This window comes from Nostoc sp. JL31 (genome assembly GCF_017114965.1).
GTDB classification, from domain to species: Bacteria; Cyanobacteriota; Cyanobacteriia; order Cyanobacteriales; family Nostocaceae; genus Nostoc; species Nostoc punctiforme_A.
The window spans coordinates 1-25,731 of the sequence record NZ_JABXKO010000121.1 but is presented as its reverse complement, the minus strand read 5'-3'; the positions used below and the strand labels follow the sequence as shown (position 1 = coordinate 25,731).

The following is a 25,731-nucleotide window of genomic DNA, read 5'->3' as shown; positions in this document are numbered from 1 at the left end:
TAGACCGTAATCTAGACCTCATCTGATATAAAACCTGTTTTTAGGTAAACCAGCATTAAACTCTTTAATTACAGGTTACGATGAATTATTAATAATATTTTATTTGATGTATATTAGCATAATAGATACAACAAAGTCTAGATTTTTTAAATTATATTAAAGTAATATAACGTGATTTTATGATTTTTTTTTCTTGATTAATTTGTATAGAGATATTATACTTAGTGTTTATACTTTCCCAATAAAAAATTATTGTATACATTTTAAAATCAGTTTTTGAGTGCTTGATAATTACATTCTAATTTAAATTTGATGTTTAGTAGCATCATATTAGCTACATAAATTAATTAAAATTAGCTTTGACAAGCATAGAAATTTCCGGAGATTAATAACATGATGCTATTTACTCATTAGTCAGTATTAATATCAAGCAAGAAAACAGGGTCGCTAGAGATTGTTTATGATAAGATAAGCACTTTTAACTTGAGTTGACACTAACAACAAAAATCTGAACCTTAGCAAACAGGTTATCGTAACATGTTCGCCCGCAAAATCCTAGTTGTTGAGGATGAAAAAAATATAGCCTCAAATATTAGAAAAAGTTTACAAAAATTAGGTTATTTAGTATCAGAAATAACTAAATCTGGTGAAGAAGCAATAAAAAAGGTAGCAGAGACTCATCCACATTTAGTATTAATTGATATTTGTCTAGCTGGAGAAATAGATGGTCTTCACGTAGCGGATATTATCCAGAATCACTTCCATGTGCCTGTAGTATATCTAACGGAGTGTTCGGAATATAAAACATTATATAAAAATCAGCTAAGTGAGCCTTTTAGTTACATAGTCAAACCATTTATTGAAAGTGATTTACATTTTGTGATTGAAATGACCCTGTACAAACATCAGAGCAAAAAAATATTATACGAAGAAAAACAGAGGTTGATGGCAATTATTAATAGTATGGGTTGTGCAGTGATTGTGACATACGCAAATGGTTGTATTGAAATGATGAATCCCATAGCAGAACTAATCACTGGTTGGAAGCAAAGTGAAGCGTTCGGGAAAGATTTAATAGAAGTCGTTAACTTAGTTAATAAAGATGTAGGAGAAAAAATTGAAAACTTGGGCACTTATGTAATCGAAGCAGGTGAAGTTTTCAATTTACCAGAAAACTTTACATTGATTACCAAAGATGGCAAAGAAATAGCGATTGGGGATAATGTTGCACCTATCCGCGATCGAGATGGCAATATTACTGGCGCGGTTTTAGTTTTTCAAGACATTACTAAACGTAAGCAGACAGAGGCGCAACTGATCCGCAATGCATTTTATGATGGGCTGACAGAATTACCAAATCGTGTTTTATTTTTAGATCGGCTCAGACAAACTATTGAACGTAGCAAACGCAGAAGCGATTATTATTTTGCAGTTTTGTTTTTGGATTTAGATGGCTTCAAAGAGATTAACGATCGCTTTGGGCATGGAATAGGGGATGATTTTTTAGTAGCGATCGCTAGACGTTTAGAATCGTGCTTACGCAGTGGCGATACTGTAGCACGATTTGGTGGTGATGAGTTTACTGTTCTTTTGGAGGATATTAAAGACATTACCGACGCTACCAATGTTGCCAAACGTATTCAAGACTCTTTACGATTGCCAGTTAACCTGAATGGATATCAATTATCTACTACAGCTAGCATTGGTATTACTTGGAATTTTAGTAATTATGAGGAGCCTGCAACTCTGCTGCGGGATGCTGATATTGCTATGTACCAAGCTAAACGCCAGGGAAAAGCTACTTATACTATATTTAGTTAAGAATGGAATATGATAGATACTCTAGGCGCTACTAAGGTTATGGTATACAACTGAGAAGCCCGATAATTCTGTCATGGAAAAAACTGAAAAACAGAATTCAGGAGTCAGTAGCCAGAATGGGCTAAACCTTAGCTATCCGCTAACAGAATTGAATTCTTTATGACTGGCGGACTTAGACAAGCGCTCAGGCGAACGCTGAAAATAGGTTTAGGTTTGCCACTTTGATTCTAAATTCTGAATTCTGAATTCTGCATTCTGCTTCAAAACTTATAACCTCTAGCAATCCAATAGAGCCAGTCTGCGATCGCTTCTTGAGTTTCACTGTCAGCATCAATAGCTGCTATTTCAGATAATTTTGCCGAATATACATCTTCATCCTTACCATTAATATAAGCAACTTCGACAAACATATCTTTTAAGCACTCATCATCTGGGGCCATTCCCAGGACTTCAACTTGTTTCTCCTCGACAGAACCTGATTTGCGTGCCTTCTTAGTCCATTTAGCCAGAAAGGGAAAATTCAGAGCCTCTTCGAGGTAGTAGTACCAACCCATAGCCCGGTCTTCTTTGTCTTCAGCATCTACAATGATCTCAGTTTTAATGCGATGCTCTCGGTTTTCGTCGGCTTCAACACTAGGCATAAGATAACACTTTGCGTATAATTCATTTTGATAATACTACCAAAATGTTTCTAAAATCATAGTTCAATATATCTCTTATGTCCGTTTAATTACTTATTAACCTCCAAGAACCCCATCCCTGAATACCCTCTTTGCAAACTCTTAGGGCCGGTTGGGGTGAAATGACTGTGGGAATCATAACTAATTATCTGGAAATGATATAAACTCTATAAAAAACCGCTTGTCATTGACAAACGGTTTTCTAGTTATTGCTCTTAAGGGTAAGTTATTCGTTGCACTAAGATGCAAAGTTTTTTTTAGCGCTCAAGCGCAAAATTGTTCAGAGATTAAACAAGTCTCAAATCAGGATAATTTGCCAACACATCATCAGATGTGAGGGTATCATTTTCAGCTTGCGGAGTCCAAAGAACTTCAATTGCTAGAAGCTTGTCGCTAGGGATACTACCAATTTGCCGCAAAGCTTGACGCAAATCATCAGCACTATTAATCGCTGTGGGGATTTCAAACTTACCTAGTGTCGCCGCCAACAATGTGACAATAATGTATTCACCAGGACCTTCGGTAAATAGGCGAGTGGGATTGTCGAGTTCACCAGCCGGAGGTAAAGCATCTTTAGCAAGGGCTGCTTTTAGCTGGTTGTTGACGTTAGAAAGAGTTTCTTCGCTAAACTTGCTGCGTTCTGCCAGTGACAGCCGATTAAACTGACCTTCAGCTGAATTTAAACTGGCTTGTTGAGTGCCACCACCCGCATATACAAAGTATTCGGGATGGCGGAGTAAAGCTAGACTGGCTTCTTGGAGAATTTCTGCTCTGCCTTCTGGGGTGTTAGTATCAGCAGTTTCAGCAATGTGGTTGAGTTCATTTTGCAATTCCCGGGCTTGAGCTAACAAACCTACTTGCAAACGAGTTACAGAAACAGGAGAGTTACTGCTGTAATCTGTTTCTCCAGTTTCACCGCTAGAGACACGGCGGAAAGTTTGCAATAAGAAATTAGCGATCGCCAAGAAAATTAAGATGGTAAATATCCCACCAAATCCTCCCCCAATACCCCAGAAGGGAACTATGAAGGGAAAGCCAAAGCCACCACCAAAACCACCACCAGGATAGTATCCGCCCCCGCCAGGAGGTGCATAGGTGCGCGGTGTATAAGTGCGGCTGGAAGGCATTCTAAAGGAGCCACCACCGATACGACCCCCACTGCGGGCTGCTAATGCGCCATCAGCGTGACCAAGAGCCAAAGCTAACACCAAGCTTAGGGCTAAGAAGGTTTTTAACAGCGGTTTGATGGTTTGTTGTAGTTTTTTACGCATAAGACAATAGCTTGAAAAACGGAATTATTATTTATGATCTCTCCCTATGCTGGGAGTAGTGTTGCAGGATGTCGCTAACGCTAGCCCGTAACAAGCAAGTTTGTAGCATTCACGTAGCATTGACTTTTAGAGGCTACATATTTAATTTACCGCGTCTTCTCTTGGGTAAGTAGCGATCGCAGGGGGGATTTCTCGACTGGGGAACCGTACCTGAAGACATGTTTATCATCACAGAAATTTACGATGTCTACGACGGGCTACGCTTACGGGCAATTGTTTGCTATGCCTTGGGCTAGCAGTTATCAGACTACAGTTTTGAATTATACAGATGATTTTAATTTTTAGTGATTATTTTGACTAATTTTTTTAATTATTCACTGAAATGGTGTTGAGTAAAACAGAACTTACGCAAACATCCGAGTAGCAAGTTAATCTGACTTTTCACGGAATTTGGAAAATCTCTTCCATATCTCTTCTTCTAGCAGAGAGACTTTAAATTTTCTCTCTTCACGACACTGTAAGGAGGCTAGTACCGCAAATCAAAAGTCACGCATAATTGTATTCCGAGCTTCTTGCGCCATTTGAAATGGTATGTTGTACTAGATTTTTCCTTGGCTGTTCCATATCACGTCAAAAGTCAGGAATATTTATTTACAAGTACTTCTTTTTAACTGATTACTTAAGGATTTAGCACTGGCTCAACGAGCCACCACCATTAATAACATTATTTAGTACATTAAAAAACTTAAAAATGCGTATACGCAGAACAATAAAAAGTGCTTGCAATCCCTGTTAGCCAAGGTATACAGACGCAATTTTGCTACTGAAATTTACAAAAGTTTTTATCATTTTGGTACAATAGTTCAGGTATTTAGGATATTCTATTGAACGTAGTTAAATTTGGGAATGTTCGCAACAGTTGTTCACTGAGTAATTTCGCTAAAAGTGCTAGCTTTGAAGCTGTTACGTATTTAAGTTGTATATTTAGTCATGAGGGTTGTGATTTATCATTTGTCATTAGTTATTTGTATTTCAAAGGATAGATGACCAATGACAAAGGACAGTATTAACGAACGCACATCAGCTTATTTATTGTTCATCATGCACATAATTTCTCATTACTTGAGAAATTTGCAGCAAAAATCAAATCAACACAATAAAAAAACAATCTTCCTGGCTAATCTTCTAAAATAGGCTTCAAATTTGTCTACCAAATTCGTTTTAAAAGAAATAAAATAATAATGATGGCTTTGAAAGTAATCCTAATTGTAAATAAATTAAAAACTATTTGAAATATAGTCATCAACTTTATTATGGAACATATTTCTCAACTAACAGCCGAAATCAGAGACAAAGCTGCATACCCAGATATCCTAGTCATATCCCGGATCTTCCTGCCGAAAGAAGCTGTAATTGGGGAATATATCTACAATCGCTGTCTCCAAGATCCAGAACGAGTAATTGTGCTGGCAGCTAGTTGCTCAGGAGATGAAGTATTTGATAAGAGTCAACAGTTTCCTGTGTATCGCTGGTATTATCCTAAATATTGGCGTAGTCGCTATGTGAGAAATATCCTGAGGCCTTTGGTCAATATCGTCTGCTCATTTGTCCTAGCAATTAAACTCTATTTTCGCTATCACTATCGTTATATAGAGTGGGGCCACGGCTATGATTTTCCTTCACTGTTGCTATTGAGCTATTTGTTACCGATTCGCTTTTTTATCTATCTGCACGGCAACGATCTTCTTTGTACTTTACACAATCCCGTGCTGCGATCGCTATTTAAATTAACACTAAAACGCGCTGAAGGCATTGTTTGTAACAGTTCTTATACAAGAGACTACCTCAGAACTGCTTTCCGATTGGATACTCCTACCCACGTCATTAACCCAGTCATCAGACCAGAAAAATTTGGGAATAATGTAGCCAATCCCAGTAGCTTTGATGATTTACGGGTTCGGGTGCGTCAGACGTACAACATTCCCGATTCCGCAATAGTGATTCTCTCCATCGGCAGGCTACTAAAACATAAAGGTTTCGACAGAGTAATTGATAATATCCCAATATTGCTAACTTTTGGGGTCGATGTTCATTATATACTCTGCGGGCAAGGGCCAAGTGAGTCGGAACTGAAATCTCTGGCGCATCGTTTGCGGGTTGATAAGCGCGTCCACTTTGCTGGATATGTGCCAGAGCGAGAATTAGCAGGTTATTATGCAGCTTGCGACATATTTGCCATGCTGACTTTATCGGATACTAAGCCTAATAATATGGAAGGTTTTGGTATGGCTTATTTAGAAGCAAGTTACTTCGGGAAGCCGATAATTGCCCCTCGTTTAGGTGGTGTTCTAGATACAGTTCAGCATGAAGAAAATGGAATACTGGTTAATCCCAATTCTGGTTATGAAGTTTTTCAAGCTTTCAATCGGTTGTGTAAAGACCAACCATTACGCGAGCAACTCGGTCGTAAAGGTAAAGAATTAGCCAAGCGTAGAACTCTTCATCGATCGCTTTATAAATCAGAGGGAAAAAACGCAATTTTGTGAAGTGATTTTATTAACTAAACCCGATGAAATCATAAAATTCAAAAAATACCAAAAAGGGCAATTTACTATAAGCCATATTCTGCATAACCTTTAACAAATTGCTTCACAAAAGAGCAAGATTACAGTGTAAAATCTCGCTTGTGATGTGATTAAGTGTGCAATGAAAAATATCTGGTTTAACATAGAGCAATTCCTTCGGCGTTACACAAAGCACCGAATGCAATCTTTCGTGTTTACAGTCATTGGATGTCTTGCTGTTGTAAGTATGATTACCTTTGGAGCAATGTATGTTGTGGCTCAACCTGCTTCAACTTCATCTGAACGTCCCGCTGTGAAAGCGCCAAATTTCGGGCGACACTTTCAAGAATTTGGGCGTGAAGGCTCTATCTTGATTTACGACTTAAAAAATAACTGCATTTATGAACACAATCCTCAACGTAATGCAACTGCAATTGCTCCAGCTTCAACATTCAAAATTTTTAACGCGTTGGTGGCACTAGAAACAGGTGTAGTTCCTGATGATGTGGCAGTTCTTACTTGGGATGGAATTCACCGAGAGATTGATGCCTGGAATCATGATACAAATTTGCGTCAAGCCTTTAAAGATTCAACTGTTTGGTTCTATCAAGTATTGGCGCGTAGAGCTGGATATGAACGGATGCAGCAATTTATTAACAAAGTAGGCTACGGGAACCGTCAGATTGGCACTGTCGCAGACATCGATGGTTTTTGGCTACAACCGCAGCTATTGCAAATTACCCCCAAAGAGCAAATTAAGTTTTTGCAACGGTTGTATCAAGGCGATTTGCCTTTCTCGCAAAGGACAATAAATCTTGTTAAAGACATTATGGTACGCGAACAAACTCCAGACTACACACTGCGAGGAAAGACGGGATGGTTAACGAGTATCAAACCAAATTTTGGTTGGTTCGTGGGTTATTTAGAGCAAAACAAAAACGTCTACTTTTTCGCGACAACCCTTGATATACAAAAATCGGAAGATGCACCCGCCCGCATTGAGATTACACGACGTAGCCTCAAGGATTTGGGCTTGCTGGCTCAAATCAACTAACCACCACCGACAATAGTTACAACTTCTAAGCGATCGCCTGGCTGCACTTTTGTTTGCTGCCAAAACTGGCGGTGTAAAATTTCACCGTTATACTCTACAGCCACCAAGCGGGGATTAAAACCCAATTGTTGGAGCAAATCGGGTAAGGAAGTTTGCAACGAACAGCTATGGGTTTCCCCATTTACCTGAATCGTAATCTCGTTAGACATAATATGTGTGTGGGGCATTGGGCATTGGGCATTGGGAATTGGGCATTGGAAATTGGGTATTGGTTACTCACTTTGGATAAATGACAAATAACAAATGACAAATGACTATTTTAAAGTTCTGGTTTAATGCGATTGAGTTGCGAGAGCAAATATTGCGTCACGAGGGTAGGCTGTTCGGCTTGCATAAGCGATCGCACCACTGCGACACGTTCGGCTCCGGCATCGATCACATCATTGATATTATTGGCATCTATTCCCCCAATCGCAAACCAAGGAATTGAACAATTTTTGGCAGCATAGCTGACGTATTCTAACCCTGCTGCTGCTTTACCTACTTTTGTAGGAGTTTCATAAACTGGCCCCACGCCAATATAATCTACACCTTCAGCAATTGCTGCTTGCATTTCTTCCTTATTTGTGGTGGAAAGCCCTATCAGACGTTGCGAACCCAGTAATTGCCGAGCAACAGCAATAGGCATATCTTGTTGTCCCAGATGCACGCCATCGGCATCGACAGCTAAAGCTACATCCACGCGATCGTTAACCATGAACAAAGCGCCGTAGATGTGGCATAACTGCCGTAATTTTCTCGCTTGTTCCAGACGCAAAGAATCATCAGCGGTTTTGTCGCGGTACTGTAGAAGCGTTAATCCACCTTTGAGTGCAGCCTCGACATTGCTCAACAAACTTTCACTAGGGGAAGTCACAAGATACAAATGCGATCGCCACAACAATTGATGGCGCTGATGACCCATTAAACTACTTTCTAGGGTATAAACCTGATAGCGCATCTGCTTACAAGCTTTAGCCATATTTGGCTGGTAAAGCTTGCTGTATTCTTCCAACACCCGTAATGCTTCTTCTATCCGGCAAAAGTTAGCTTGCAAGACCGATTTTATACTAGCTCGTTGTTCTTCTTGAGGATGGGTTAATTCAGTCCCAGGATCGCCTGGTGTATCTCGCGCCGCCCGCAATTCTGGGGTATGCCACTTGGCTACCTCTTGTCGTAGCCGTTTGCATTCAAGAGCCAACTGGGCACTATTCAACCCAAACCGACACCATTCCTCGATAATTCGCAAGCCCTCACGAGCGCGATCTAAATTGGCATCTAAAATGCGGTAAACAACTTGCTGTATTTGCTCTTTTTGGCTGTATGGCTCGACCATTACAACAACCCCGTTAGTGCTTTCATCGAAGTGTGAATTATCATAAGTCCTAGTAACCATAAGTTAATTAATTTGCTTTTTTTTTACTAGATTTTTGCTGAATCTACGCAAAACAACGTAGTAGTGAGGGTTACGGTAAATTATCCCATGTTCCTATAGACAGTGATAAGGGTAGTTTGAGGCTACAGTTTCGCACTGAGCTTAGTCAAGTGTTTTACGGTAGACAACGAGCTTACAAAAGACTGGCAAAAGGGAATACACCAGAAAATTCACAATTTAAAAACGAATGTAGAGACATAGCAGTGCTACGTCTCTACAAGGGTTCTGGATAACGCATATTTAATTTCACTCTTAATATCTATTAGATATAGAAGTGAAAATGATATAGGCACAATTCATGAATTGTGCCTACAAATTATTTTGGGCAACGCACAATTAATTTCTGGAGATGTCTAATATCATTTATTACTATGTATTAAATATCGCCAATCGGTCAATATATGAGTAATATTATCGACATAATACTCTCTAGAGAGTATAAGAATTTATGATTACTTATAAGGAGTCGTGTTAAATATGATTCTCCCTCGTGTGTTTCCTGAGTACCGTAGAGTAGATGTTCTGTTTGCAAAGCTGAAGTTTGTGAAATCAGCAAGGCTTTTATTTTTTAGTTTTTCAGTATTATCTTTTACTGTAGGTATGGGGGCGGCAAGTATAGCGTTTCTGGGTATCAGCCTGGATAGTGCAATCGCTCAAATTCCATCGACACCAGATTCAGCGCCTCTGAATCAGAAAACAACTTCTCAGGCTAATGTGCTATTTGTCAACCCTAGTGTTGGAGATGACAAGGCAGGCAATGGCAGCGAATCCGCTCCTGTAAAAACGATTACCCAAGCGCTGCGATTAGCTAACGCCAATACTGTAATTATGCTCTCTAAGGGCACTTATAGCACCGAGACAGGAGAGGAATTTCCCTTAATACTGAAACCAGGTGTTTCAATTCAAGGCAACCCTAGCAATCAAGGTAAAGACATTATTATTCAGGGAGGCGGTGATTATCTGAGTCGGAGCTTTGGCGGTCAAAACGTCACAATTGTCGGGGCAAACCAAGCCTTACTCACTGGGGTAACGGTGACGAACTCTAATCCCCGTGGTTACGGTTTATGGATTGAATCTAGCAATCCGGTAGTTGCGGAAAATACTTTTACTGGCAGTACCCAAGATGGAATTTCCGTCAGTGGTAATGCCGCACCCACCATTAGTAAGAATTACTTCGATCGCAATGGAGCCAATGGCATCACAATTGCTGGTAACTCTAGTCCCCAAGTGAAGGAAAATGTCTTTCACCAAACAGGTTTTGGGATTAATATTGCCCAAAATGCCGCTCCTGTAATTATAGGCAATCAAATTCAGAACAATAGATCGGGAATTGTCGTACAAGCAAATGCTCGCCCGATTTTGCGGAATAATATTATTCAAGATAATTAAAGAAGATGGTTTAGTTGCGATCGCTCAAGCAATGCCAGATTTGGGTAGTGCATCCGAACCTGGGGGTAATCAATTTCAAAATAATGCCCGCTACGATATTAATGCCAGCGCTGCTAAACAGGTGATTTCTGCTGCTGGTAACAACCTTGTAAGCGATCGCATCACTGGCAAGGTAGATATTAATGGTACAACAGCACTAGCAACCCAAAATTCTCAATCCGCCCCTGTTTCTAACAATGCGTTACGAGAAATACCATCAACTGGAGAAATCACCTTCTCGGCTCCCGAAATCTCTGAAACTACCAATGGGCAAACCAGCAATAGCATTTCAGTAAATAATCCTGTTTCTACACAATTAAATAGTCAACGGCTGCCATTAATGCCAGCCAATAATGTACCGCTTTCCCCGCCTATATCCAAACAACCACCCACTTCTAGAGTCGTCGGATTTCCTACTCCTAGCAGCTTGTCAGGTAGACAAATACCAACTAACGCACAGCCGACTGATACACCACAGTTAAATTATGTGCGGATCGATCCTAATACGATTGAGTTTACTGCCCCTGAGTCCCCATCCAATTCAGTTGCACAGCCAACAGTTCCAAGTATGAGGAATCAAACACAGCAGCCATTACCAATACTAGAAACTTCTGCTCCAGGTGCTTCAGAACTTTTACCACTTCCCGATCGCAATATCCCCATTGTTAATACTCGCAATCTGCAAACAAGTTCTGCAAGTATTCCTTATAGTGGTAACTCTGCAACACAATTTGGTGTACGTTATCGCGTAGTAGTGCCACTTATAACTGATAAAGATCAAGATTTAGTAAGATTCCTTGCTCCTGGTGCGTTTCCCACAGTTTGGCAAGGTCAAAGAGTTATGCAAGCAGGAGTATTTAGTAGTGAATATAATGCTAAAGAAATGCTAAAAACACTCTCTAGTAAAGGTTTAAGAGTCATTATGGAGCCGTTGAATTAATTGGGCATTGGGCAAAAGGTGTAGAGGGGAAAGACTTACATCCCCTCCAGTCTTTTTTCTCAATTTTGAATTTTGATGTAAGGGCGATCGCTCTTTAAGGGGTAAAGTAAACTGAAGACAGAAATACCACAAATCCAAGAATTGCCCCCATGAGCGTTCAAATCGAATTTCAGGTTACCGCTCCACCGTTTCGTTGGGATGAAGCTGGAGGTATTCGCATCGGTCAAAGCCGCGTTACTCTCGATAGCTTGCTAGCAACATACCATAACGGCTCTACACCTGAAGAAATTGCTGTTCAGTATCCCGTTCTCTGTTTAGGGGAGATATACGCAGCGATCGCATACTATCTCACCCATCGCCAAGAAATCGACAATTACCTAGAGCAGCGTCGCAAAAAAGCTCAACAACAGCGAAATCAATTTGTCCAGCAGTATAATTTAGCTAATCTTAGGCAGCGCTTGCGCGATCGCTATCAACCCCAAGCAGAATTATAGTCAGTGCCTCTTTTTCTCGTTTTACCAACATTCGGTTATTTGTTGGTATATGAGTTTATATATTTATTTAATAGCTTCACCACAAGATTTCTATAAAACTGCTGCCATTTTTTTCCTTACTCCAAGGCTGATCGCGTTTGGGTTAATCTTGAAATTCCTTGGCTGTGTATCAAAGTTATTCGTTAGTCTTACTGCTAAAGTGGGTGTTTTGACTTGCGAAAAAGGGCGTAGTATTCTGCTCGTTAACCGAACACATTGACACATTCAGTATCTAGATAGTCGAACTCATTATCGGTAAAAGAAACACAATAATATAAAATAATGCAAAGTGGCACCATATACAGAAAAATCTAATTTTTATGCAAGAAGAAGCGGTATCGCTAGAAGAAACCATACTGGTTGTAACAGAAGATACGGAAGACCTTTATGTGGATGGTCAAAGAGGATTGGGTGAAATTCGACAGCGCTTGAGGAAAGCAGCGGAAATTCCTGTTTTAGAGATAGAGCGGAATATGCATCACTTTCTGAAAGTGATGCAGCGTGTGTTCCGGCAAACAGAGCAGCAGCTTCAAGACCAGCCAGAACTGCGATTAGACGAGGTGGAATTACAGGTGGAAATCAGTGCGAAAGGTGAAGTAAAGCTGTTTGCTGGTGGAGAAGCCTCTGGAAAAGGTGTCATTAAATTGAAATTCAAGCCAATGAAATAAAGTAAATGAATAACTGGGCAATTGTAATTGGGGTTAATTACTATGAACACCTGCTTGAAGACCAGAATTTAAGATTCGCTGTACGGGATGCCGAAAAGGTAAGAGATTTTTTGTGCGATCAAGCCGGGTTTCCTTCTGAGAATATCCTTTTTTGCACTGACAATTCTCAGCCTCAACAAGGACTTTCTACGCGTCCCACGGTCAGTAATCTGCCCAAAATACTAAATCGGCTTCAGTATTTTTTAGATAGGAATCCGGCGGATAACCTCTGGTTTTTCTTTGCTGGGCATGGCATTAGGTATAATGGCGACGACTATCTCCTTCCTTGCGATGCGCTTATTGATAGTTTACAGACGACTATCTCCACTGACTTTGTTGCAAAGTGTTTAGTGCGTTCTCAAGCCCAAAGTATCATCATGATATTGGATATGTGCCGTAATAATGCGCCCAACACTGGCAATCGTGGACTTGGAGAAAGAACTGCTGAAATTGCAAGAGAACAAAGAATTCTCACGATTTTTTCTTGTAAGTCAGGTGAGCGTTCCTATGAAATCTCTGAACTAGAGCAGGGAGCTTTTACTTACAGCTTACTTAAGGGATTGCAAGAATATACTATCTTAGCTCATCTGGAAAAGTATCTTCGTGATGAGGTTCCAAAAATTGGTCTCAAATATGGAAAACCGCGTCAGAACCCGTGGTTCATCGTACAACCTCCCTGGAAGTTTGAGCTTCCTTTATTACCAATATATGCAACTAAAACAGATATTACCAATCTCGTCTCTTCAGCAAAAAGCGCACAGTTAGACAAGGAGTTTGAGAAAGCAAAAAATTTATGGTGGGCAGTAATTGCAGCTTCACCCTCAAATGAAGTCCTTATAGAAGCGAGACGCAGACTCGAGCAAATTCAACAACAGGAAAAAAGAGGAAGCCAGAGAAAGATGGGAGTTAAACCGTTCCCAACTTTCTCGCCGCTTATGGCAGTGTCTTCTATCTTAGGCTTCATACGCTCTACATTGCAATCTGCGTTGCAAAATAAGCCGTGGAATTATTTATTTTTAGTAATATTTATCATTGCTGTTGTGACTTTTTCCTTATGGATTTCAAATAATCATCCTACTCAAATTAAACCCCTTACTTCTATTGAAAAGAAAAATTTTCAAAAGCAAATTAGTGTAGGAGAAGTTAATTTAGCAACATCTGAGGGTAAAAATCCATCCCCTTTTCGTGCTGCTAAAGATCAGGCAATACAAGACATACGTGAAGGTCACTATCAAAAAGCTATTGAAGTATTAGAGCGGACAAGGAAGAACGATAAGGCACCTGAATATTACAAAAATGCACCTGAGACATTAATCTACCTTAATAATGCCTACATTGGAGATCAACAATCATATACTATTGCAGTCGCGGCACCATTAAGTCACCCGGATAATTATGGGTTGGGTATTCTGCGTGGTGTTGCCCTAGCACAGCAGAAAATTAATAAACAAGAAGGAGGAATCAAAAATGGCAATAGCAGCAACAAGCTACCTCTAAAAGTTTTAGCTGTAGATGATCAAAACAATACAAATGAAAAACTAGCTCTCTTTTTAAGCGATTTTAGTATTAATGTATCCAATAGAAATCCAGATATCAAAATATTAGGGCTAATTGGTCATCAAACTAGTGATTTGACTTTAAAATTTGGACATATATATCAAGATCATCATATACCAGTCATTACCCCTTCATCAACTTCTGTAGAAATTTTTGATAAATTTAGTTATGTACATCCTGTTTCTCCTAGTACTTATCAAATAGCTCAGAAGTTGGCTCCACAAATACAACAAAAAAAAGCTATCATTTTCTATGATGCTCAAGAAGACTTTAGCCAAGCATTCGGGAGCGAACTTTGCGATATAATTGGTAGTTATTGTGTTAGTTGGCTACTTAATGAAAGAGCTACAGTTGATGCTGGGCGTGTTGAGACAGAGATTAATAGTACTGGCTCAACTGCTCTAGTAATTGCATTTAATCCAAGCAAGGGTGAGTCGAATAAAAATAGAGCTATTGCAATTATTGAAGCTGTATCTAAATTTAATGCAAGTCATCAGAGTAAAATAGAGCTATTTGCCGGAAATATTCTGAGTGACCAGAATCTCAGGGAACGTGCCAAGATTAAAGGGGTCAGTATAGCTACAGTCGATCCTTGGCCTCGTGATTTATCTGGAAATTTACCACCTAGTATTATCGAAAATAACAGACAGTTTTTACTTGAGAATAAGGAACTTTGGGATACGGATCAAGTAAACTGGTTCACATTAGCGGCTTACAATGCGACTAAAGCTTTAGTTGCAGCAATTGAAGCATCGCAATCATCTCCCCCAACTAGTGCTGAGGAAGTTAAAGCAACCCGTGAAAAGATAAACCATCAGTTTATTAGTGGAACCTTTAATGTACCTGGTGCTTTAGGGGAAATTCACTTTGCAAAAGAAGGCTATGTTGATAAAGGTAATTACGTCTGTTTATCGATAGTAGGGGCTATTACAAATATTCCGACGGATTGTCAGCAAAGTGAATCATTTCCAATTAGGAAACCCATCATCTAATACTCCGACACGATTTCAAAGTACCTCAACATGACTTAGAAGTACCTCAACACGATTTCAAAGTACCTCAACATGACTTAGAAGTACCTCAACACGACTTCAAAGTACCTCAACATGACTTGGAAGTACTCCAACACGACTTTGAAGTACCTCAACATGACTTTGAGGTATCTGTTGCTTATTTAATGTAATCTTTTTGACAGATTTAATAAATATCTCAGTACAATCTACTAAAAATAATTAGGTCGATCTTAATTTGCTTTAATTTTTCCGAATTATCTCTCAGAGAAGTTTATTGTTGCATTGGCTAGAGTACATGCAGTAATCCTATAACTTCCTTCAGGAGCGCATTTTATGGCACGACTAAAACGCAGTTCACCCACTCTAGAAAAGGCTCTCCGTCGAATTGCAGGAATGCGATCGATTAGCCCGACGCTAGAATTTGGTAACGGATTAAATTTGACAGACTACGACAGCCGCATCCAAACTTTGCAAACCCAGCTATCTACCTACAACACTTTACTCTCTAGCATAGATGAAATGGCAGGTCGCCTCTCTCTAATTGAAGAAGAATTGCGCGGCTACTCTGAAAAGATGTTAATGAGTGTGGCAACCCATTATGGCAAAGACAGTTTGCAATATATCCAGGCGGGAGGCAAGCCACGCAAGAAATTATCACGCCGTTCGAGCAACACCCAATCCCCATCTGAGAGTACAGCTACAATCTTGAATGGTGCAAACAACAATGGTAAAGAAACCTCTGTTGTTTTACCTTAATCGTTTAACTGCATCATGCTAATGAATTCTTAATTACAAATTACAAATTACGAATTACTAATTACTAATTACTAATTATTTGGTCACTGGCTCTGCGTCGGAGAACGCCACCTGATACTCCTTATCTCCCCACTCCCTATCCTGGTTTATGATCCAAACGGGTAGCTTGCTCTAGGGCGGATTTTTCTTTGGCTCGGCGGACATAGGGTTGTAATTGGGCGCGATCGCAAGCAGTAAAAATACTCAGGTTTTCCAAGGTAATCCCCCGCATCAACATTTCTACGCGCCAGGTTTGTTGTGCTTGGGCGATCGCTGGCGTTTGTCCTTGGGGAGTTAATAGTCCTTCGCTCCATACTTGCCAACGTGTCTCAAGTTCTGATTCTGAGATGGGTGTGCCTGTATCATTCAAAAACATGGCTGTTTGAGCATCTTTACGACTTTTCAGCCATTTGATTAAGGGATTATTAGTAAAAGAACCGTAGCGTTTGCCCAAAATCCACTGATTCACAGGTACTTGACGGATACATCCAGGGATTGTGATTTGCAGGAAGTGCCCTTGAGTATCGTAGATTTGGTGCGATCGCTCCAAGCTAGTTATTTCTGTAGCGGATAACCCAGCCCCAAATAATACGTAAGCTAAAGCATAATCTCGTACTCCGAATTTCCTGGCTTGTTGCAGAATTTCGTGAACTAAACTAGCTGGTAAATCAGTTACTTCTGTGGTGGTGAACCCTCCTTGTAAGGAGTTTATTGCTGATTCTGTTGAAGATGACATGGCTCCATGTAAAAACAACTCCACCAAATTTTCCAGAAAGTCGTCCCGATCTTCCCAAAGTTCGTGAAATTCGCTGGTGAACTCAATTACTGCATATCCCAAAATCATCCCATTCAGCAAACTGGCTAATTTTTCTGCCGGTAAGTAGGTGTTTAGGTGTCCTTGCTGGATTACAGTAGCTAAATACTGAGCTACATAACGGTTTGCCTCTGTGACTCCCCTGCCTAGTGCGCGGCGATTTTCTGCCGGGAATTGGTCGGCTTCACCTACCACAGACCGAACGAACTCTGGCACTCGTTCTAATGTATGTAAAGTGTCACTTGCATAATCTTTAAGAGCTTGGTAAACATTGCCGGGAGGTGTTGCCCGTCGCACTAGTGACTCACCTAAATCCTTGAAGGCTGCGGACTCTTCCAGCACAGCTAAAAGCAGTCCATGCTTATTGCCAAAATTCCGAAATAGAGTCACTTCGTTGACTTCGGCTTTTTCAGCAATTTGGCGGGTTGTGGTAGCGCTAACTCCCTGAGCAGAAAACAACTCAAGTGCAGCTTGAATCAGGCGTTGACGAGTGGAAATGAGTTGAGATGACATAGAAAAATGCAAGTGGCACTTGCAGGGGTATCAGAGTTCTGCTAGCATAACAAATGTAAGTGATACTTGCTTTACTCTACTGTAACTAACTAGTAAGAGGGTGGATAAATCCTTAGTAGGATTATGTCCAATAAAAAGTCAATCACTTCATCATCCATCAACAGGAATTTTTATGACCGCAAATTTTGGGGCGATCGCCCCTGAGAGAGGCAACTCACCTCGACTCAGTTGGACAAATGTAGTATTTTTTACTACGTTTCATGCTTTAGCACTTCTGGCTCCTTGGTTTTTCTCCTGGCCAGCATTAGGTTTGCTAGTGTTTCTCCACTGGTTATTCGGGAGTATTGGTATTTGCCTGGGATATCATCGACTACTGAGCCATAAAAGTTTCCAGGTTCCTAAGTGGTTAGAGTATGCGATCGCCCTGATCGGAGCGCTGGCTTTGCAAGGGGGGCCAATTTTTTGGGTAGGTGGACACCGCCAGCATCATGCCCACACAGAAGATATCAATTTAGACCCCTATTCTGCTCAAAGAGGATTTTGGTGGAGCCATATATTGTGGATTTTCTACCCACGTCCAGAATTTTTTGACTATGACACCTATAAAAAATATGCCCCTGATTTAGCCAGACAACCCTTTTATTGTTGGCTAGATCGCTACTTTTTGCTGTTGCAAATACCCTTCGGGCTGCTGCTTTATGCTCTAGGAGGATGGTCTTTTGTATTCTACGGAGTGTTTCTCAGATGTGTTTTGCTTTGGCATTCAACCTGGTTTGTAAACTCAGCATCACACCTATGGGGCTATCGCACCTTTGATGCTAATGATGGCGCTCGTAATCTTTGGTGGGTATCCCTTGTCACTTATGGAGAAGGCTGGCACAACAACCATCATACTTATCCCCACATGGCGAAATCTGGGTTGTCTTGGTGGGAGATTGATGTTACTTGGTGGAGCATCCTAGTTTTGCAGACTTTGGGTTTAGCTAAAAAAGTTGTCTCAAGTCCCCCTCAAGGTGCAACTCACGGCTAAATTGCAACTAAATTATCATGAATTTGTTATGCCGATTGCTTCTTGCAGTCGGCTTACTCATTTTTAGCAGTAGTATTTCACGGTAAAATCTAACGGATTAAATCACCGCAATACATCAAGTGTGAAAACTGACAGCATTTTTTATCGTCTTTTTCAAGAACTTCCTGGGATCTTTTTTGAATTAATTGGCAATCCACCTCAAACGGCAGAAACTTATAAATTCTCCTCACTTGAAATCAAGCGAACGGCATTCCGTATAGATGGTGTTTTTCTGCCAACACAAGGGGAAGAAAATCCGATTTACTTTGTTGAAGTCCAGTTTCAAACTGATACAGAAATTTATTCACGCCTATTTTCAGAAATTTATTTATACTTACGCCAAAATAAACCGAAAAATTCTTGGCGAGGAGTAGTTATCTATCCCAATCGCAGTTTAGATACAGCAGATATCAAAAATTACAGTGAATTTTTCACTAGCCAGCGCATCAGTTGCATTTACCTTAATGAATTAGGTGAAACTGCATCATTGCCAGTTGGAATTGCTACGATGAAATTAGTGGTCGATGAAGAGGAGACAGCAATTATCGCTGCAAGGCAGTTAATAGAGAGAACCCAGCAAGAAATCAACATCGAACCACAACGGCGGCAGTTACTAGAATTGATAGAGACAATATTAGTTTATAAGTTTCCGACGATGAGTCGAGAGGAGATTGAAGGTATGTTTGGTTTAAGTGATTTGAAACAAACACGAGTTTATCAAGAAGGTAAGCAAGAAGGCAAGCAGGAAGGCAAGCAAGAAGGAGCGCGTGAAGAAAAGTTTAGAATGATACCTTTGTTGTTGAGATTGGGATTGAGTTTTGAAGAAACTGCGAAAGAGTTAGGTTTGAGCCTAGAAGAGATTCAGCAAGAAATGCAAAAACAGTCTCCAAGTCAGGATATGTAACCTACAATTACAGCAGAATTCTGAATTCAGAAATCAGAAGTCAGAAGTAAAACAGGCTTTATACCTGGCTTTGAGACTTAGCTTGCGTACCTCAATAACTTAAAATTCGCTGTATCCTTTATCACGGATTTATCTACATATTATTACTATTTCCCATTCCCATAATTTTTAATTTTTTCTATGATTTCGCTCTCTCCTATTCTTCAAGCTAGACTCTCCCAACCCTTAAAGATTGGCTCCTTTGAGGTAAAAAGTCGGGTTCTCCAGTCGCCTCTATCTGGAGTGACAGATATGGTGTTTCGCCGTCTTGTGCGTCGCTATGCACCAGATTCGATGATGTATACCGAAATGGTGAATGCTACGGGGTTGCATTATGTCAAGCAGTTACCCAAAATCATGGAGGTAGATCCAAATGAACGCCCAATTAGCATTCAACTATTTGATTGCCGTCCAGATTTCTTAGCAGAAGCAGCAATAAAGGCAGTTGCCGAAGGTGCTGATACTGTTGATATTAATATGGGTTGTCCGGTTAATAAAATCACTAAAAATGGTGGCGGTTCTTCATTATTGCGGCAACCAGAAGTAGCAGAAGCAATTGTGCGGGAAGTGGTAAAAGCTGTTGATGTTCCTGTCACCGTCAAAACTCGTATTGGCTGGAATGATAACGAAATTACTATTCTCGACTTTGCCAAGCGGATGGAAGATGCCGGGGCGGAAATGATCACAGTACACGGACGCACCCGCGCCCAAGGGTACAACGGTAATGCCCGTTGGGAATGGATTACCCGTGTAAAAGAAGTGCTTTCTATCCCAGTGATTGGGAATGGAGATATTTTTTCCGTTGAAGCGGCAGTGAAATGTTTAGAGCAAACTGGCGCTGATGGCGTCATGTGTTCTCGCGGGACTTTGGGTTATCCGTTTTTGGTGGGAGAAATTGATCACTTCTTGAAAACTGGGGAAATGTTATCGAAACCTACTCCAATTCAGCGTTTGGAATGTGCAAGAGATCATTTACAAGCCTTGTGGGAATATAAAGGCGATCGCGGTGTACGTCAAGCCCGTAAGCACATGACTTGGTATGCTAAGGGTTTCGTTGGAGCTGCCGAACTTCGAGGACAGCTAAGTTTAGTTGAAAAAGTAGATCAGGGTTTGGCAATGATTGACCAAGCAATTGAAAAATTAGCTAATGGTTATGAACTAGAAGAAGAAGTAGAAGGTAGTTTGGTAATGCTTTAAAAATTTGATTTTAACCTAGCTTGGGCTGATATTGCTGGTTGCAAAAAGAGATGCGATCGCTTGGATACTACTATTTCAGTTAGAGTTTAAATCTTCTTATGTAACTCTTTTTAATTTTGAATGTTTAACTAGCCCAAATGGAGGCTCACAATGTTAGTTTCCAAACAAAATGATGTTGTAATCGTCCCCGAAATCCTCTCATTAGAAGACTTCATGGCAAATCCTCCAGAGGGGATGGAGTGGGTAGACGAGCAACTAGTAGAAAAAATAGGGATGACATTAAAACATAGCGAAATTCAATTTAATATTGGTTTTTACTGGAGAAGTTACATTAACTCCAATCAACAAGGTGGGAAAGTTTACACTGAAGTACCTTGTCGTACATATAAACAGGGTCGTCGTCCTGATGTAGCTTATCTAACGCCTGAGTTGGTAACTGAATTTGGTAATGTTCCCACTTTGCCACAGAGTTTCCCGTTGATTGCTGAGATAGTTTCACCCACCGATTTAGCTGAAGAATTATTTCTCAAAGCGCAGGAGTATTTGCAGTCCAGTTGTGAGGAAGTTTGGCTAGTATTTCCTGAAAGCCGGTTAGTTTTTGTAATGACTGATCAATCAGGTTTTGGGGTTTAAAGCTGGTGATATGGTTAGTACTCAAAAAGTATTACTGGGTTTTAGTGTAGCCATAGACGAATTGTTGGGTTGAAAAGGCGATCCATCTAACTAATAACCTGCAACTTAGGTTAATAGGGATTTTATCGAATTGCAATTTGGCACAATTTATTTCGGCGATCAACTCCAGCACGTTTCAATCCCTAATAGGGATTTTATCGAATTGCAATGTAGGCGCAAGAATTGATGTAGTAGAAAGGATGAGTTTCAATCCCTAATAGGGATTTTATCGAATTGCAATTTGCAGCTTGCCGCATAGTTATTCCACCTGTTAGTTTCAATCCCTAATAGGGATTTTATCGAATTGCAATGGATTGATGGGCTAAATTTGAATATCAAAGCAAAAGTTTCAATCCCTAATAGGGATTTTATCGAATTGCAATGATACGGGGGCTAGCGGCAGTAAGGGTGATAAGGGAGTTTCAATCCCTAATAGGGATTTTATCGAATTGCAATAGTGACTCCTACGGGAAAAACCAAGGTCAGGCTTGTTTCAATCCCTAATAGGGATTTTATCGAATTGCAATCGCTGGCTTCTGAAAGGGTTGCTGTATTTGGTTTTCAAGGTTCAGTTGCGCGAATGAACGAATCATAACATAGGGAATAGTGATATCACAAGATGTAAATTGCTGAAACCCAGTCCCCATAAGGTGCGCGGATGGTTTGAGAGTACCATTGCCCTCAAAGTCTTGTATAGATGGAGCGTACAGCCTTTTTCGCTCCTTATCATTTTGTACATCTACCCATCCGCGCATTTGGGAAGAAAATTAGTCTGATTGGCGATCGCTACCACCATTCAAATAAGCGATCGCCTCATCCTTGCACATCTTAATTTACCAAATCAGGGAACACCTCTTGCACAGCAGGATGCACTAAGCGATGGTTCTGTACGTTTACACCCTTAGCTAATGCTGGGTTAACCTCCAGTGCCATAATTCCAAAATTCGCTAACTGCACAACATAAGGTAATGTACTGTTATTGAGTGCCTGAGTTGCTGTCCAAGGTACTGCTCCTGGCATATTGGGAACGCCATAATGCACCACACCTTCTTCAACGTATACCGGATTTGTGTGAGATGTAGGATGTAAGGTTTCTATGCAACCACCTTGGTCAACAGCTACATCAACTATTACTGAACCAGGACGCATTTGTTTGACCAATTCGCGAGATACTAGTATTGGCGCTCTACGTCCCAGTACTAAAACTGCACCGATGAGCAAATCGGCTTCTTTGACTGCGGCTTCAATATGAGCAGAGTTGCTGTAAAGCAATTCGACTCTAGAGCCAAAGAGGGTTTCTAAGTAAGATAAGCGCTCGACACTCACATCTAAAATCTGCACGATCGCACCCATGCCTACGGCAATTTTAGCTGCTTCTGTGCCGACAACGCCCCCACCTAAAATTACTACTTTACCTGGTTTAACTCCAGGGACACCGCCCAAAAGTACACCTCTCCCACCTTGCTGACGTTCTAAGAATCTCGCCCCAAATTGTACTGCTAGCCTACCGGCAATTACGCTCATGGGGGTGAGCAAGGGTAATCTGTTAGCACCAGGTTGTTCTACGGTTTCGTAAGCGATCGCGCAAGTGCCACAATCAATTAAATGCTCTGTCAATTTGCGATCGGCTGCTAAGTGTAAATAAGTAAATAATATCTGCCCTTTTTGCAAAAATTTATACTCGGATGTCAGCGGCTCTTTGACTTTAACAACCAATTCTCGATTCCAAGCCTTTTCTGATGTGGGGACAATCTCGGCTCCAGCACTTTTGTAGTCGTCATCTGAGAATCCAGCACCATTACCTGCTTGCGTCTCGACGAAGATGCTATGACCATTTTCTCGCAGCACCCGCACGCTAGAAGGACTTAACCCTACCCGAAATTCTTGATCCTTATTTTCCTTGGGAACGCCGATTTCCATATATCGCCTCTGATAATTTTTTTGTTTAACTGTAGCCTTCCAATCTCAAGCTTGCTACTTCCGTCTTGCTAGTTCCGTATTAGAGATAGCTGGATTAGAGATACCTACTCTCTGTTCTAACTTTCTTAATTCAATCTGAGTAGCCCAAACTCTTACCCTTGACTATTAACCCAGTATTTATACAATATATAAAGAATAGTAACAATTTATTAAAAGAGCGATTGTATAGCTCCCTACTAGGAAGCTCTTGCTGAATTTATCAATTCATCTTGGCATTCAAGCATTGCAATCAGCTCATAAGCTACTAAGTGTACGGTAAAAGAACGAGTTTATTCCTTTAACTTTTACCGCTTATCCCCACTTTCCACGACTTCTATCAGAAGTCTCATCTCAAATCCGGTTTGCCAAAAATAAGGTTTCTTAAAAGATGACACAAACACAACCAACAATTACACCTAAACTAGAAGAGCCTAAATTTGGCTTTAACGAATACGCCGAACGCTTGAATGGCCGAGCTGCAATGATTGGCTTTGGTTTGATGCTGGTGATTGAATATGTCACCAATCAAGGGGTGCTATCATGGCTGGGTCTGAAGTAGTGCGAACAAGCACAATCTTGAAGTTGTAAGCTAGTAATTAAAAGAGTTTCAACCAGCTGGAACAACCAGTTGGTTTTGACTTCAATAATTAATAGCGGAGTACTTCGCCCTAGATAGATTAATTAGACTTATTCATAAATAACTACCCTAGAATGTAAACAAGAGAGGAATCGAAATAGCTATTAGTGATTGAAATATCATAGACTTGCAACTAATATGTGCAAGGCGATTAATGAGTAAATTTCCTCCCCCTACTACAAAAATCATAAATTAGTGTCTGCCTGGAATGAGAAAGGCAAATTACGGGTGAGGTATTCTTGGTAAATATACACAAAAGGTGAACTGGAACCAACCAAGCTGTGATGAATGCTGTATTACCTCGTTTTTTGAAGTTAACCTATCGAAAAGAGCCACTAATCAGTGTATTTATAACGATGGGTGTTATGGATGCCCTGATTGGCGGATTGAATGATAGCTGGTCGTTGTTTGCTTTTGGTTTGGGAACGGCAGGGATAGCGCTAGGCTTTAAGTTGTGGCGTTTTCAGCAGCGTCGTCCTTTACCAGAGGAGCCTGTAGTGCAACATTATTTGCCCTCTCGTTCTTCTAGTGCGCCTTTACCAATGTTAAGCGTTTCTAAGAAAAAACCACCTCTTTAGGATGTGCAGAGTTATTACTGAAATAACTCTGCAAAATTTATTGGGTTTAACTGTATCTATAAAAGTGAGGAAAAAGAGTGAGTAGTGAGGGAAGAGGTGGCGGTAATTTTCTGCGGCCGTATATTGTCCTGGCATTTATGGCAGCTGTTGCCCTTCCAGTGATTACCTGGCAAGGGTTTTATATTCATCAAGCTCATGCTGCCATTGAAGAAGTAACGCCAAACTTCCCATCTACCAGCAGCTTTGCTAATGCTCAACTACTTTACACACTCATAGGACATAACGGAACCATTAAATCCCTCGCTTTCAGTCCAGATAGCAGAATGCTTGTGAGTGGAGGTGCAGAAAACGAGGGTGTCATTCGCTTGTGGAATTTAGCAAACGGCAAAAAGTTGGCGACTATTAACAAAGCACACAAAGCAGCCGTAGAATCTTTAGTGATTTCGCCAGATGGACAAACCCTCGCTAGCTGTAGTGATGACAACACGATTAACCTCTGGAGCCTGAAAAATTTAAAATTTAGCCGCTCTTTTGTCGGACATACCAGTAACGTATTATCTTTAGCTGTGTCTCCTGATAGTAAAGTTCTGGTCAGTGGAGCTTTGGATGGGATTCGTCTCTGGGATTTGCTACAGCAGCGTCCTCTAGGGACTATAGTGCGCTTTGATAATTTGATTTATACCCTAGCTATTAGTCCTGATGGACAGACCTTGGCTAGTGGTGATAATAAGGGTGTAATCAAGCTGTGGAATTTGAGTACTGGTAAATTAATCAGTGAACTGGTAGCTCATTCTGATGTTGTTAGCGCAGTCATCTTTACACCAGATGGACAAACATTAGTTAGTGCTAGCCACGATCGCACCATCAAACTGTGGAATATTAATACTGGAGAATTAGTCCGCACCCTTACAGGACATAATAACTGGGTAAATGCGATCGCCCTTAATCCCGATGGTCAGACCCTTGCTAGTGCCGGTAGAGATGGGATTAAATTGTGGGATTTAACTACAGGGGAGTTAATAAATACACTGAGTGGACATACAGACTGGGTAAGTGCGATCGCTTTTAGTCCAAATGGTAAAATTCTTGCCAGTGGTGGATTCGATCAAAAAATCAAGATTTGGGGTATTCCAACAAAACGAAAGTAACAGCGATCAAACAAAATAATTGTGAAAGAGTAGACTATATCCCCGATTTCTTTTAAGAAGTCGGGGATATCATTTTGACGCTCCTTTCAAGCCTGAGTGACTCGCCATAACTCATACCATTTTGGATTTTAGATTTTAGATTGTGAAACATCTATTGGATAGGTGTTTCAGTTTTCCATCTGTCGCAATCATTTTTCAAATTGGTATCAGGCTACCGCTAAGGGACTTCCAGTTAAAAAAAATATCCCGTCGTAGGGGTGCAAGTCCTTCATTGGTGTCAACTTAACGGCTCTATAATCTACCTGATATTGGTTGAGTCGATGGGGGATATTATTCCCCGCACCTCTCAGTTAGATCCGTGCGT

General features: G+C 40.6%; 21 protein-coding genes, 1 pseudogene and 1 CRISPR repeat array. Of the genes and pseudogenes, 16 read left to right on the top strand and 6 right to left on the bottom strand.

From position 1 onward, the window contains the following. The first annotated feature begins 537 nt into the window (after positions 1 to 537). Complete coding sequence (locus tag HWQ43_RS32360; RefSeq protein WP_292741251.1) at positions 538 to 1,821, top strand: diguanylate cyclase; 1,284 nt, start codon at positions 538 to 540, stop codon at positions 1,819 to 1,821. A 260-nt stretch (positions 1,822 to 2,081) separates the two neighbouring features. Here HWQ43_RS32360 and HWQ43_RS32355 read toward each other — a convergent pair whose 3' ends face one another. Together HWQ43_RS32355 and HWQ43_RS32350 are read right to left on the bottom strand one after the other, a co-directional pair. Further along, positions 2,082 to 2,462, bottom strand: a complete 381-nt coding sequence (locus HWQ43_RS32355; protein ID WP_292741249.1) for a calcium-binding protein — start codon at positions 2,460 to 2,462, stop codon at positions 2,082 to 2,084. Between the two features lie 326 nt (positions 2,463 to 2,788). Beyond that, positions 2,789 to 3,772 (bottom strand): DUF1517 domain-containing protein, encoded by a 984-nt coding sequence (locus HWQ43_RS32350; RefSeq protein ID WP_292741247.1) that lies wholly within the window; start codon positions 3,770 to 3,772, stop codon positions 2,789 to 2,791. Between the two features lie 1,313 nt (positions 3,773 to 5,085). Between HWQ43_RS32350 and HWQ43_RS32345 the strand changes: the two genes are divergently transcribed. Further along, positions 5,086 to 6,318, top strand: a complete 1,233-nt coding sequence (locus HWQ43_RS32345; protein ID WP_292741245.1) for a glycosyltransferase family 4 protein — start codon at positions 5,086 to 5,088, stop codon at positions 6,316 to 6,318. Between the two features lie 265 nt (positions 6,319 to 6,583). After that, positions 6,584 to 7,390, top strand: a complete 807-nt coding sequence (gene blaOXA / locus HWQ43_RS32340) for a class D beta-lactamase (RefSeq protein WP_292741319.1) — start codon at positions 6,584 to 6,586, stop codon at positions 7,388 to 7,390. Here the strand turns inward: blaOXA and thiS are convergent. Together thiS and HWQ43_RS32330 are read right to left on the bottom strand one after the other, a co-directional pair. After that, positions 7,387 to 7,599 (bottom strand): sulfur carrier protein ThiS, encoded by a 213-nt coding sequence (thiS, locus tag HWQ43_RS32335; RefSeq protein ID WP_292741243.1) that lies wholly within the window; start codon positions 7,597 to 7,599, stop codon positions 7,387 to 7,389. The genes blaOXA and thiS overlap by 4 nt on opposite strands. Positions 7,600 to 7,709: 110 nt before the next feature. Then, positions 7,710 to 8,825 carry a thiamine phosphate synthase gene (locus HWQ43_RS32330; RefSeq protein WP_292741241.1) on the bottom strand — a complete coding sequence of 372 codons (1,116 nt, stop codon included), beginning with the start codon at positions 8,823 to 8,825 and terminating at the stop codon, positions 7,710 to 7,712. A 516-nt stretch (positions 8,826 to 9,341) separates the two neighbouring features. Here HWQ43_RS32330 and HWQ43_RS32325 point away from each other — a divergent pair. The 5 genes and pseudogenes from HWQ43_RS32325 (at position 9,342) to HWQ43_RS32305 (ending at position 15,798) form a co-directional block, all read left to right on the top strand. After that, positions 9,342 to 11,232 (top strand): annotated as a pseudogene (locus tag HWQ43_RS32325) (DUF1565 domain-containing protein). 149 nt (positions 11,233 to 11,381) lie between these two features. Continuing rightward, the gene (locus HWQ43_RS32320; RefSeq protein WP_292741239.1) at positions 11,382 to 11,726 is read left to right on the top strand and encodes a DUF433 domain-containing protein; all 345 of its coding nucleotides are present in this window, start codon (positions 11,382 to 11,384) and stop codon (positions 11,724 to 11,726) included. A 359-nt stretch (positions 11,727 to 12,085) separates the two neighbouring features. Continuing rightward, positions 12,086 to 12,433, top strand: coding sequence for a hypothetical protein (locus HWQ43_RS32315; RefSeq protein ID WP_292741238.1), 348 nt, complete (start codon positions 12,086 to 12,088; stop codon positions 12,431 to 12,433). Positions 12,434 to 12,438: 5 nt separating this feature from the next. Beyond that, the gene (locus tag HWQ43_RS32310; protein WP_292741236.1) at positions 12,439 to 15,021 is read left to right on the top strand and encodes a caspase family protein; all 2,583 of its coding nucleotides are present in this window, start codon (positions 12,439 to 12,441) and stop codon (positions 15,019 to 15,021) included. A 354-nt stretch (positions 15,022 to 15,375) separates the two neighbouring features. Next, on the top strand, positions 15,376 to 15,798 hold the full coding sequence (locus HWQ43_RS32305) for a hypothetical protein (RefSeq protein ID WP_292741234.1): 423 nt from the start codon (positions 15,376 to 15,378) through the stop codon (positions 15,796 to 15,798). 136 nt (positions 15,799 to 15,934) lie between these two features. Here the strand turns inward: HWQ43_RS32305 and HWQ43_RS32300 are convergent, their stop codons facing one another. Continuing rightward, positions 15,935 to 17,164 carry a TetR family transcriptional regulator gene (locus tag HWQ43_RS32300; RefSeq protein ID WP_292741232.1) on the bottom strand — a complete coding sequence of 410 codons (1,230 nt, stop codon included), beginning with the start codon at positions 17,162 to 17,164 and terminating at the stop codon, positions 15,935 to 15,937. A gap of 172 nt (positions 17,165 to 17,336) precedes the next feature. On the opposite strand from HWQ43_RS32300, the gene HWQ43_RS32295 reads away from it, so the two are divergent. From HWQ43_RS32295 to HWQ43_RS32275, 5 genes are all read left to right on the top strand, one after another. Next, positions 17,337 to 18,194, top strand: coding sequence for an acyl-CoA desaturase (locus HWQ43_RS32295; protein WP_292741230.1), 858 nt, complete (start codon positions 17,337 to 17,339; stop codon positions 18,192 to 18,194). Positions 18,195 to 18,315: 121 nt separating this feature from the next. After that, the gene (locus HWQ43_RS32290; RefSeq protein WP_292741228.1) at positions 18,316 to 19,137 is read left to right on the top strand and encodes an Rpn family recombination-promoting nuclease/putative transposase; all 822 of its coding nucleotides are present in this window, start codon (positions 18,316 to 18,318) and stop codon (positions 19,135 to 19,137) included. Between the two features lie 180 nt (positions 19,138 to 19,317). Further along, on the top strand, positions 19,318 to 20,373 hold the full coding sequence (dusB, locus tag HWQ43_RS32285; protein WP_292741227.1) for a tRNA dihydrouridine synthase DusB: 1,056 nt from the start codon (positions 19,318 to 19,320) through the stop codon (positions 20,371 to 20,373). 150 nt (positions 20,374 to 20,523) lie between these two features. After that, on the top strand, positions 20,524 to 21,006 hold the full coding sequence (locus HWQ43_RS32280; RefSeq protein ID WP_292741225.1) for a Uma2 family endonuclease: 483 nt from the start codon (positions 20,524 to 20,526) through the stop codon (positions 21,004 to 21,006). A 100-nt stretch (positions 21,007 to 21,106) separates the two neighbouring features. Continuing rightward, a CRISPR array of direct repeats spans positions 21,107 to 21,572; the repeat unit is 37 nt; unit sequence GTTTCAATCCCTAATAGGGATTTTATCGAATTGCAAT. A 170-nt stretch (positions 21,573 to 21,742) separates the two neighbouring features. Continuing rightward, positions 21,743 to 21,877: a hypothetical protein gene (locus tag HWQ43_RS32275; RefSeq protein WP_292741223.1), complete on the top strand. Its 135-nt coding sequence runs from the start codon at positions 21,743 to 21,745 to the stop codon at positions 21,875 to 21,877. Here HWQ43_RS32275 and ald read toward each other — a convergent pair. Beyond that, on the bottom strand, positions 21,874 to 22,965 hold the full coding sequence (ald, locus tag HWQ43_RS32270) for an alanine dehydrogenase (RefSeq protein ID WP_292741222.1): 1,092 nt from the start codon (positions 22,963 to 22,965) through the stop codon (positions 21,874 to 21,876). The genes HWQ43_RS32275 and ald overlap by 4 nt on opposite strands. 427 nt (positions 22,966 to 23,392) lie before the next feature. Between ald and HWQ43_RS32265 the strand changes: the two genes are divergently transcribed. From HWQ43_RS32265 to HWQ43_RS32255, 3 genes are all read left to right on the top strand, one after another. After that, positions 23,393 to 23,563 carry a hypothetical protein gene (locus tag HWQ43_RS32265; protein ID WP_099099534.1) on the top strand — a complete coding sequence of 57 codons (171 nt, stop codon included), beginning with the start codon at positions 23,393 to 23,395 and terminating at the stop codon, positions 23,561 to 23,563. A 362-nt stretch (positions 23,564 to 23,925) separates the two neighbouring features. Beyond that, positions 23,926 to 24,219, top strand: a complete 294-nt coding sequence (locus HWQ43_RS32260; RefSeq protein ID WP_292741317.1) for a hypothetical protein — start codon at positions 23,926 to 23,928, stop codon at positions 24,217 to 24,219. Between the two features lie 77 nt (positions 24,220 to 24,296). Further along, positions 24,297 to 25,367, top strand: a complete 1,071-nt coding sequence (locus HWQ43_RS32255; RefSeq protein WP_292741220.1) for a WD40 repeat domain-containing protein — start codon at positions 24,297 to 24,299, stop codon at positions 25,365 to 25,367. Positions 25,368 to 25,731 lie beyond the last annotated feature (364 nt).

Coding starts and splice junctions, on each gene's coding strand:
- thiS (WP_292741243.1), bottom strand. CDS start 7,599: ATGTCTAACGAGATTACGATTCAGGTAAATGGGGAAACCCATAGCTGT.
- ald (WP_292741222.1), bottom strand. CDS start 22,965: ATGGAAATCGGCGTTCCCAAGGAAAATAAGGATCAAGAATTTCGGGTA.
- HWQ43_RS32310 (WP_292741236.1), top strand. CDS start 12,439: ATGAATAACTGGGCAATTGTAATTGGGGTTAATTACTATGAACACCTG.
- HWQ43_RS32275 (WP_292741223.1), top strand. CDS start 21,743: ATGGAGCGTACAGCCTTTTTCGCTCCTTATCATTTTGTACATCTACCC.
- dusB (WP_292741227.1), top strand. CDS start 19,318: ATGATTTCGCTCTCTCCTATTCTTCAAGCTAGACTCTCCCAACCCTTA.
- HWQ43_RS32320 (WP_292741239.1), top strand. CDS start 11,382: ATGAGCGTTCAAATCGAATTTCAGGTTACCGCTCCACCGTTTCGTTGG.
- HWQ43_RS32305 (WP_292741234.1), top strand. CDS start 15,376: ATGGCACGACTAAAACGCAGTTCACCCACTCTAGAAAAGGCTCTCCGT.
- HWQ43_RS32315 (WP_292741238.1), top strand. CDS start 12,086: ATGCAAGAAGAAGCGGTATCGCTAGAAGAAACCATACTGGTTGTAACA.
- HWQ43_RS32280 (WP_292741225.1), top strand. CDS start 20,524: ATGTTAGTTTCCAAACAAAATGATGTTGTAATCGTCCCCGAAATCCTC.
- HWQ43_RS32260 (WP_292741317.1), top strand. CDS start 23,926: ATGAATGCTGTATTACCTCGTTTTTTGAAGTTAACCTATCGAAAAGAG.
- HWQ43_RS32345 (WP_292741245.1), top strand. CDS start 5,086: ATGGAACATATTTCTCAACTAACAGCCGAAATCAGAGACAAAGCTGCA.
- HWQ43_RS32295 (WP_292741230.1), top strand. CDS start 17,337: ATGACCGCAAATTTTGGGGCGATCGCCCCTGAGAGAGGCAACTCACCT.
- HWQ43_RS32265 (WP_099099534.1), top strand. CDS start 23,393: ATGACACAAACACAACCAACAATTACACCTAAACTAGAAGAGCCTAAA.
- HWQ43_RS32330 (WP_292741241.1), bottom strand. CDS start 8,825: ATGGTTACTAGGACTTATGATAATTCACACTTCGATGAAAGCACTAAC.
- HWQ43_RS32355 (WP_292741249.1), bottom strand. CDS start 2,462: ATGCCTAGTGTTGAAGCCGACGAAAACCGAGAGCATCGCATTAAAACT.
- HWQ43_RS32300 (WP_292741232.1), bottom strand. CDS start 17,164: ATGTCATCTCAACTCATTTCCACTCGTCAACGCCTGATTCAAGCTGCA.
- blaOXA (WP_292741319.1), top strand. CDS start 6,584: ATGATTACCTTTGGAGCAATGTATGTTGTGGCTCAACCTGCTTCAACT.
- HWQ43_RS32350 (WP_292741247.1), bottom strand. CDS start 3,772: ATGCGTAAAAAACTACAACAAACCATCAAACCGCTGTTAAAAACCTTC.
- HWQ43_RS32360 (WP_292741251.1), top strand. CDS start 538: ATGTTCGCCCGCAAAATCCTAGTTGTTGAGGATGAAAAAAATATAGCC.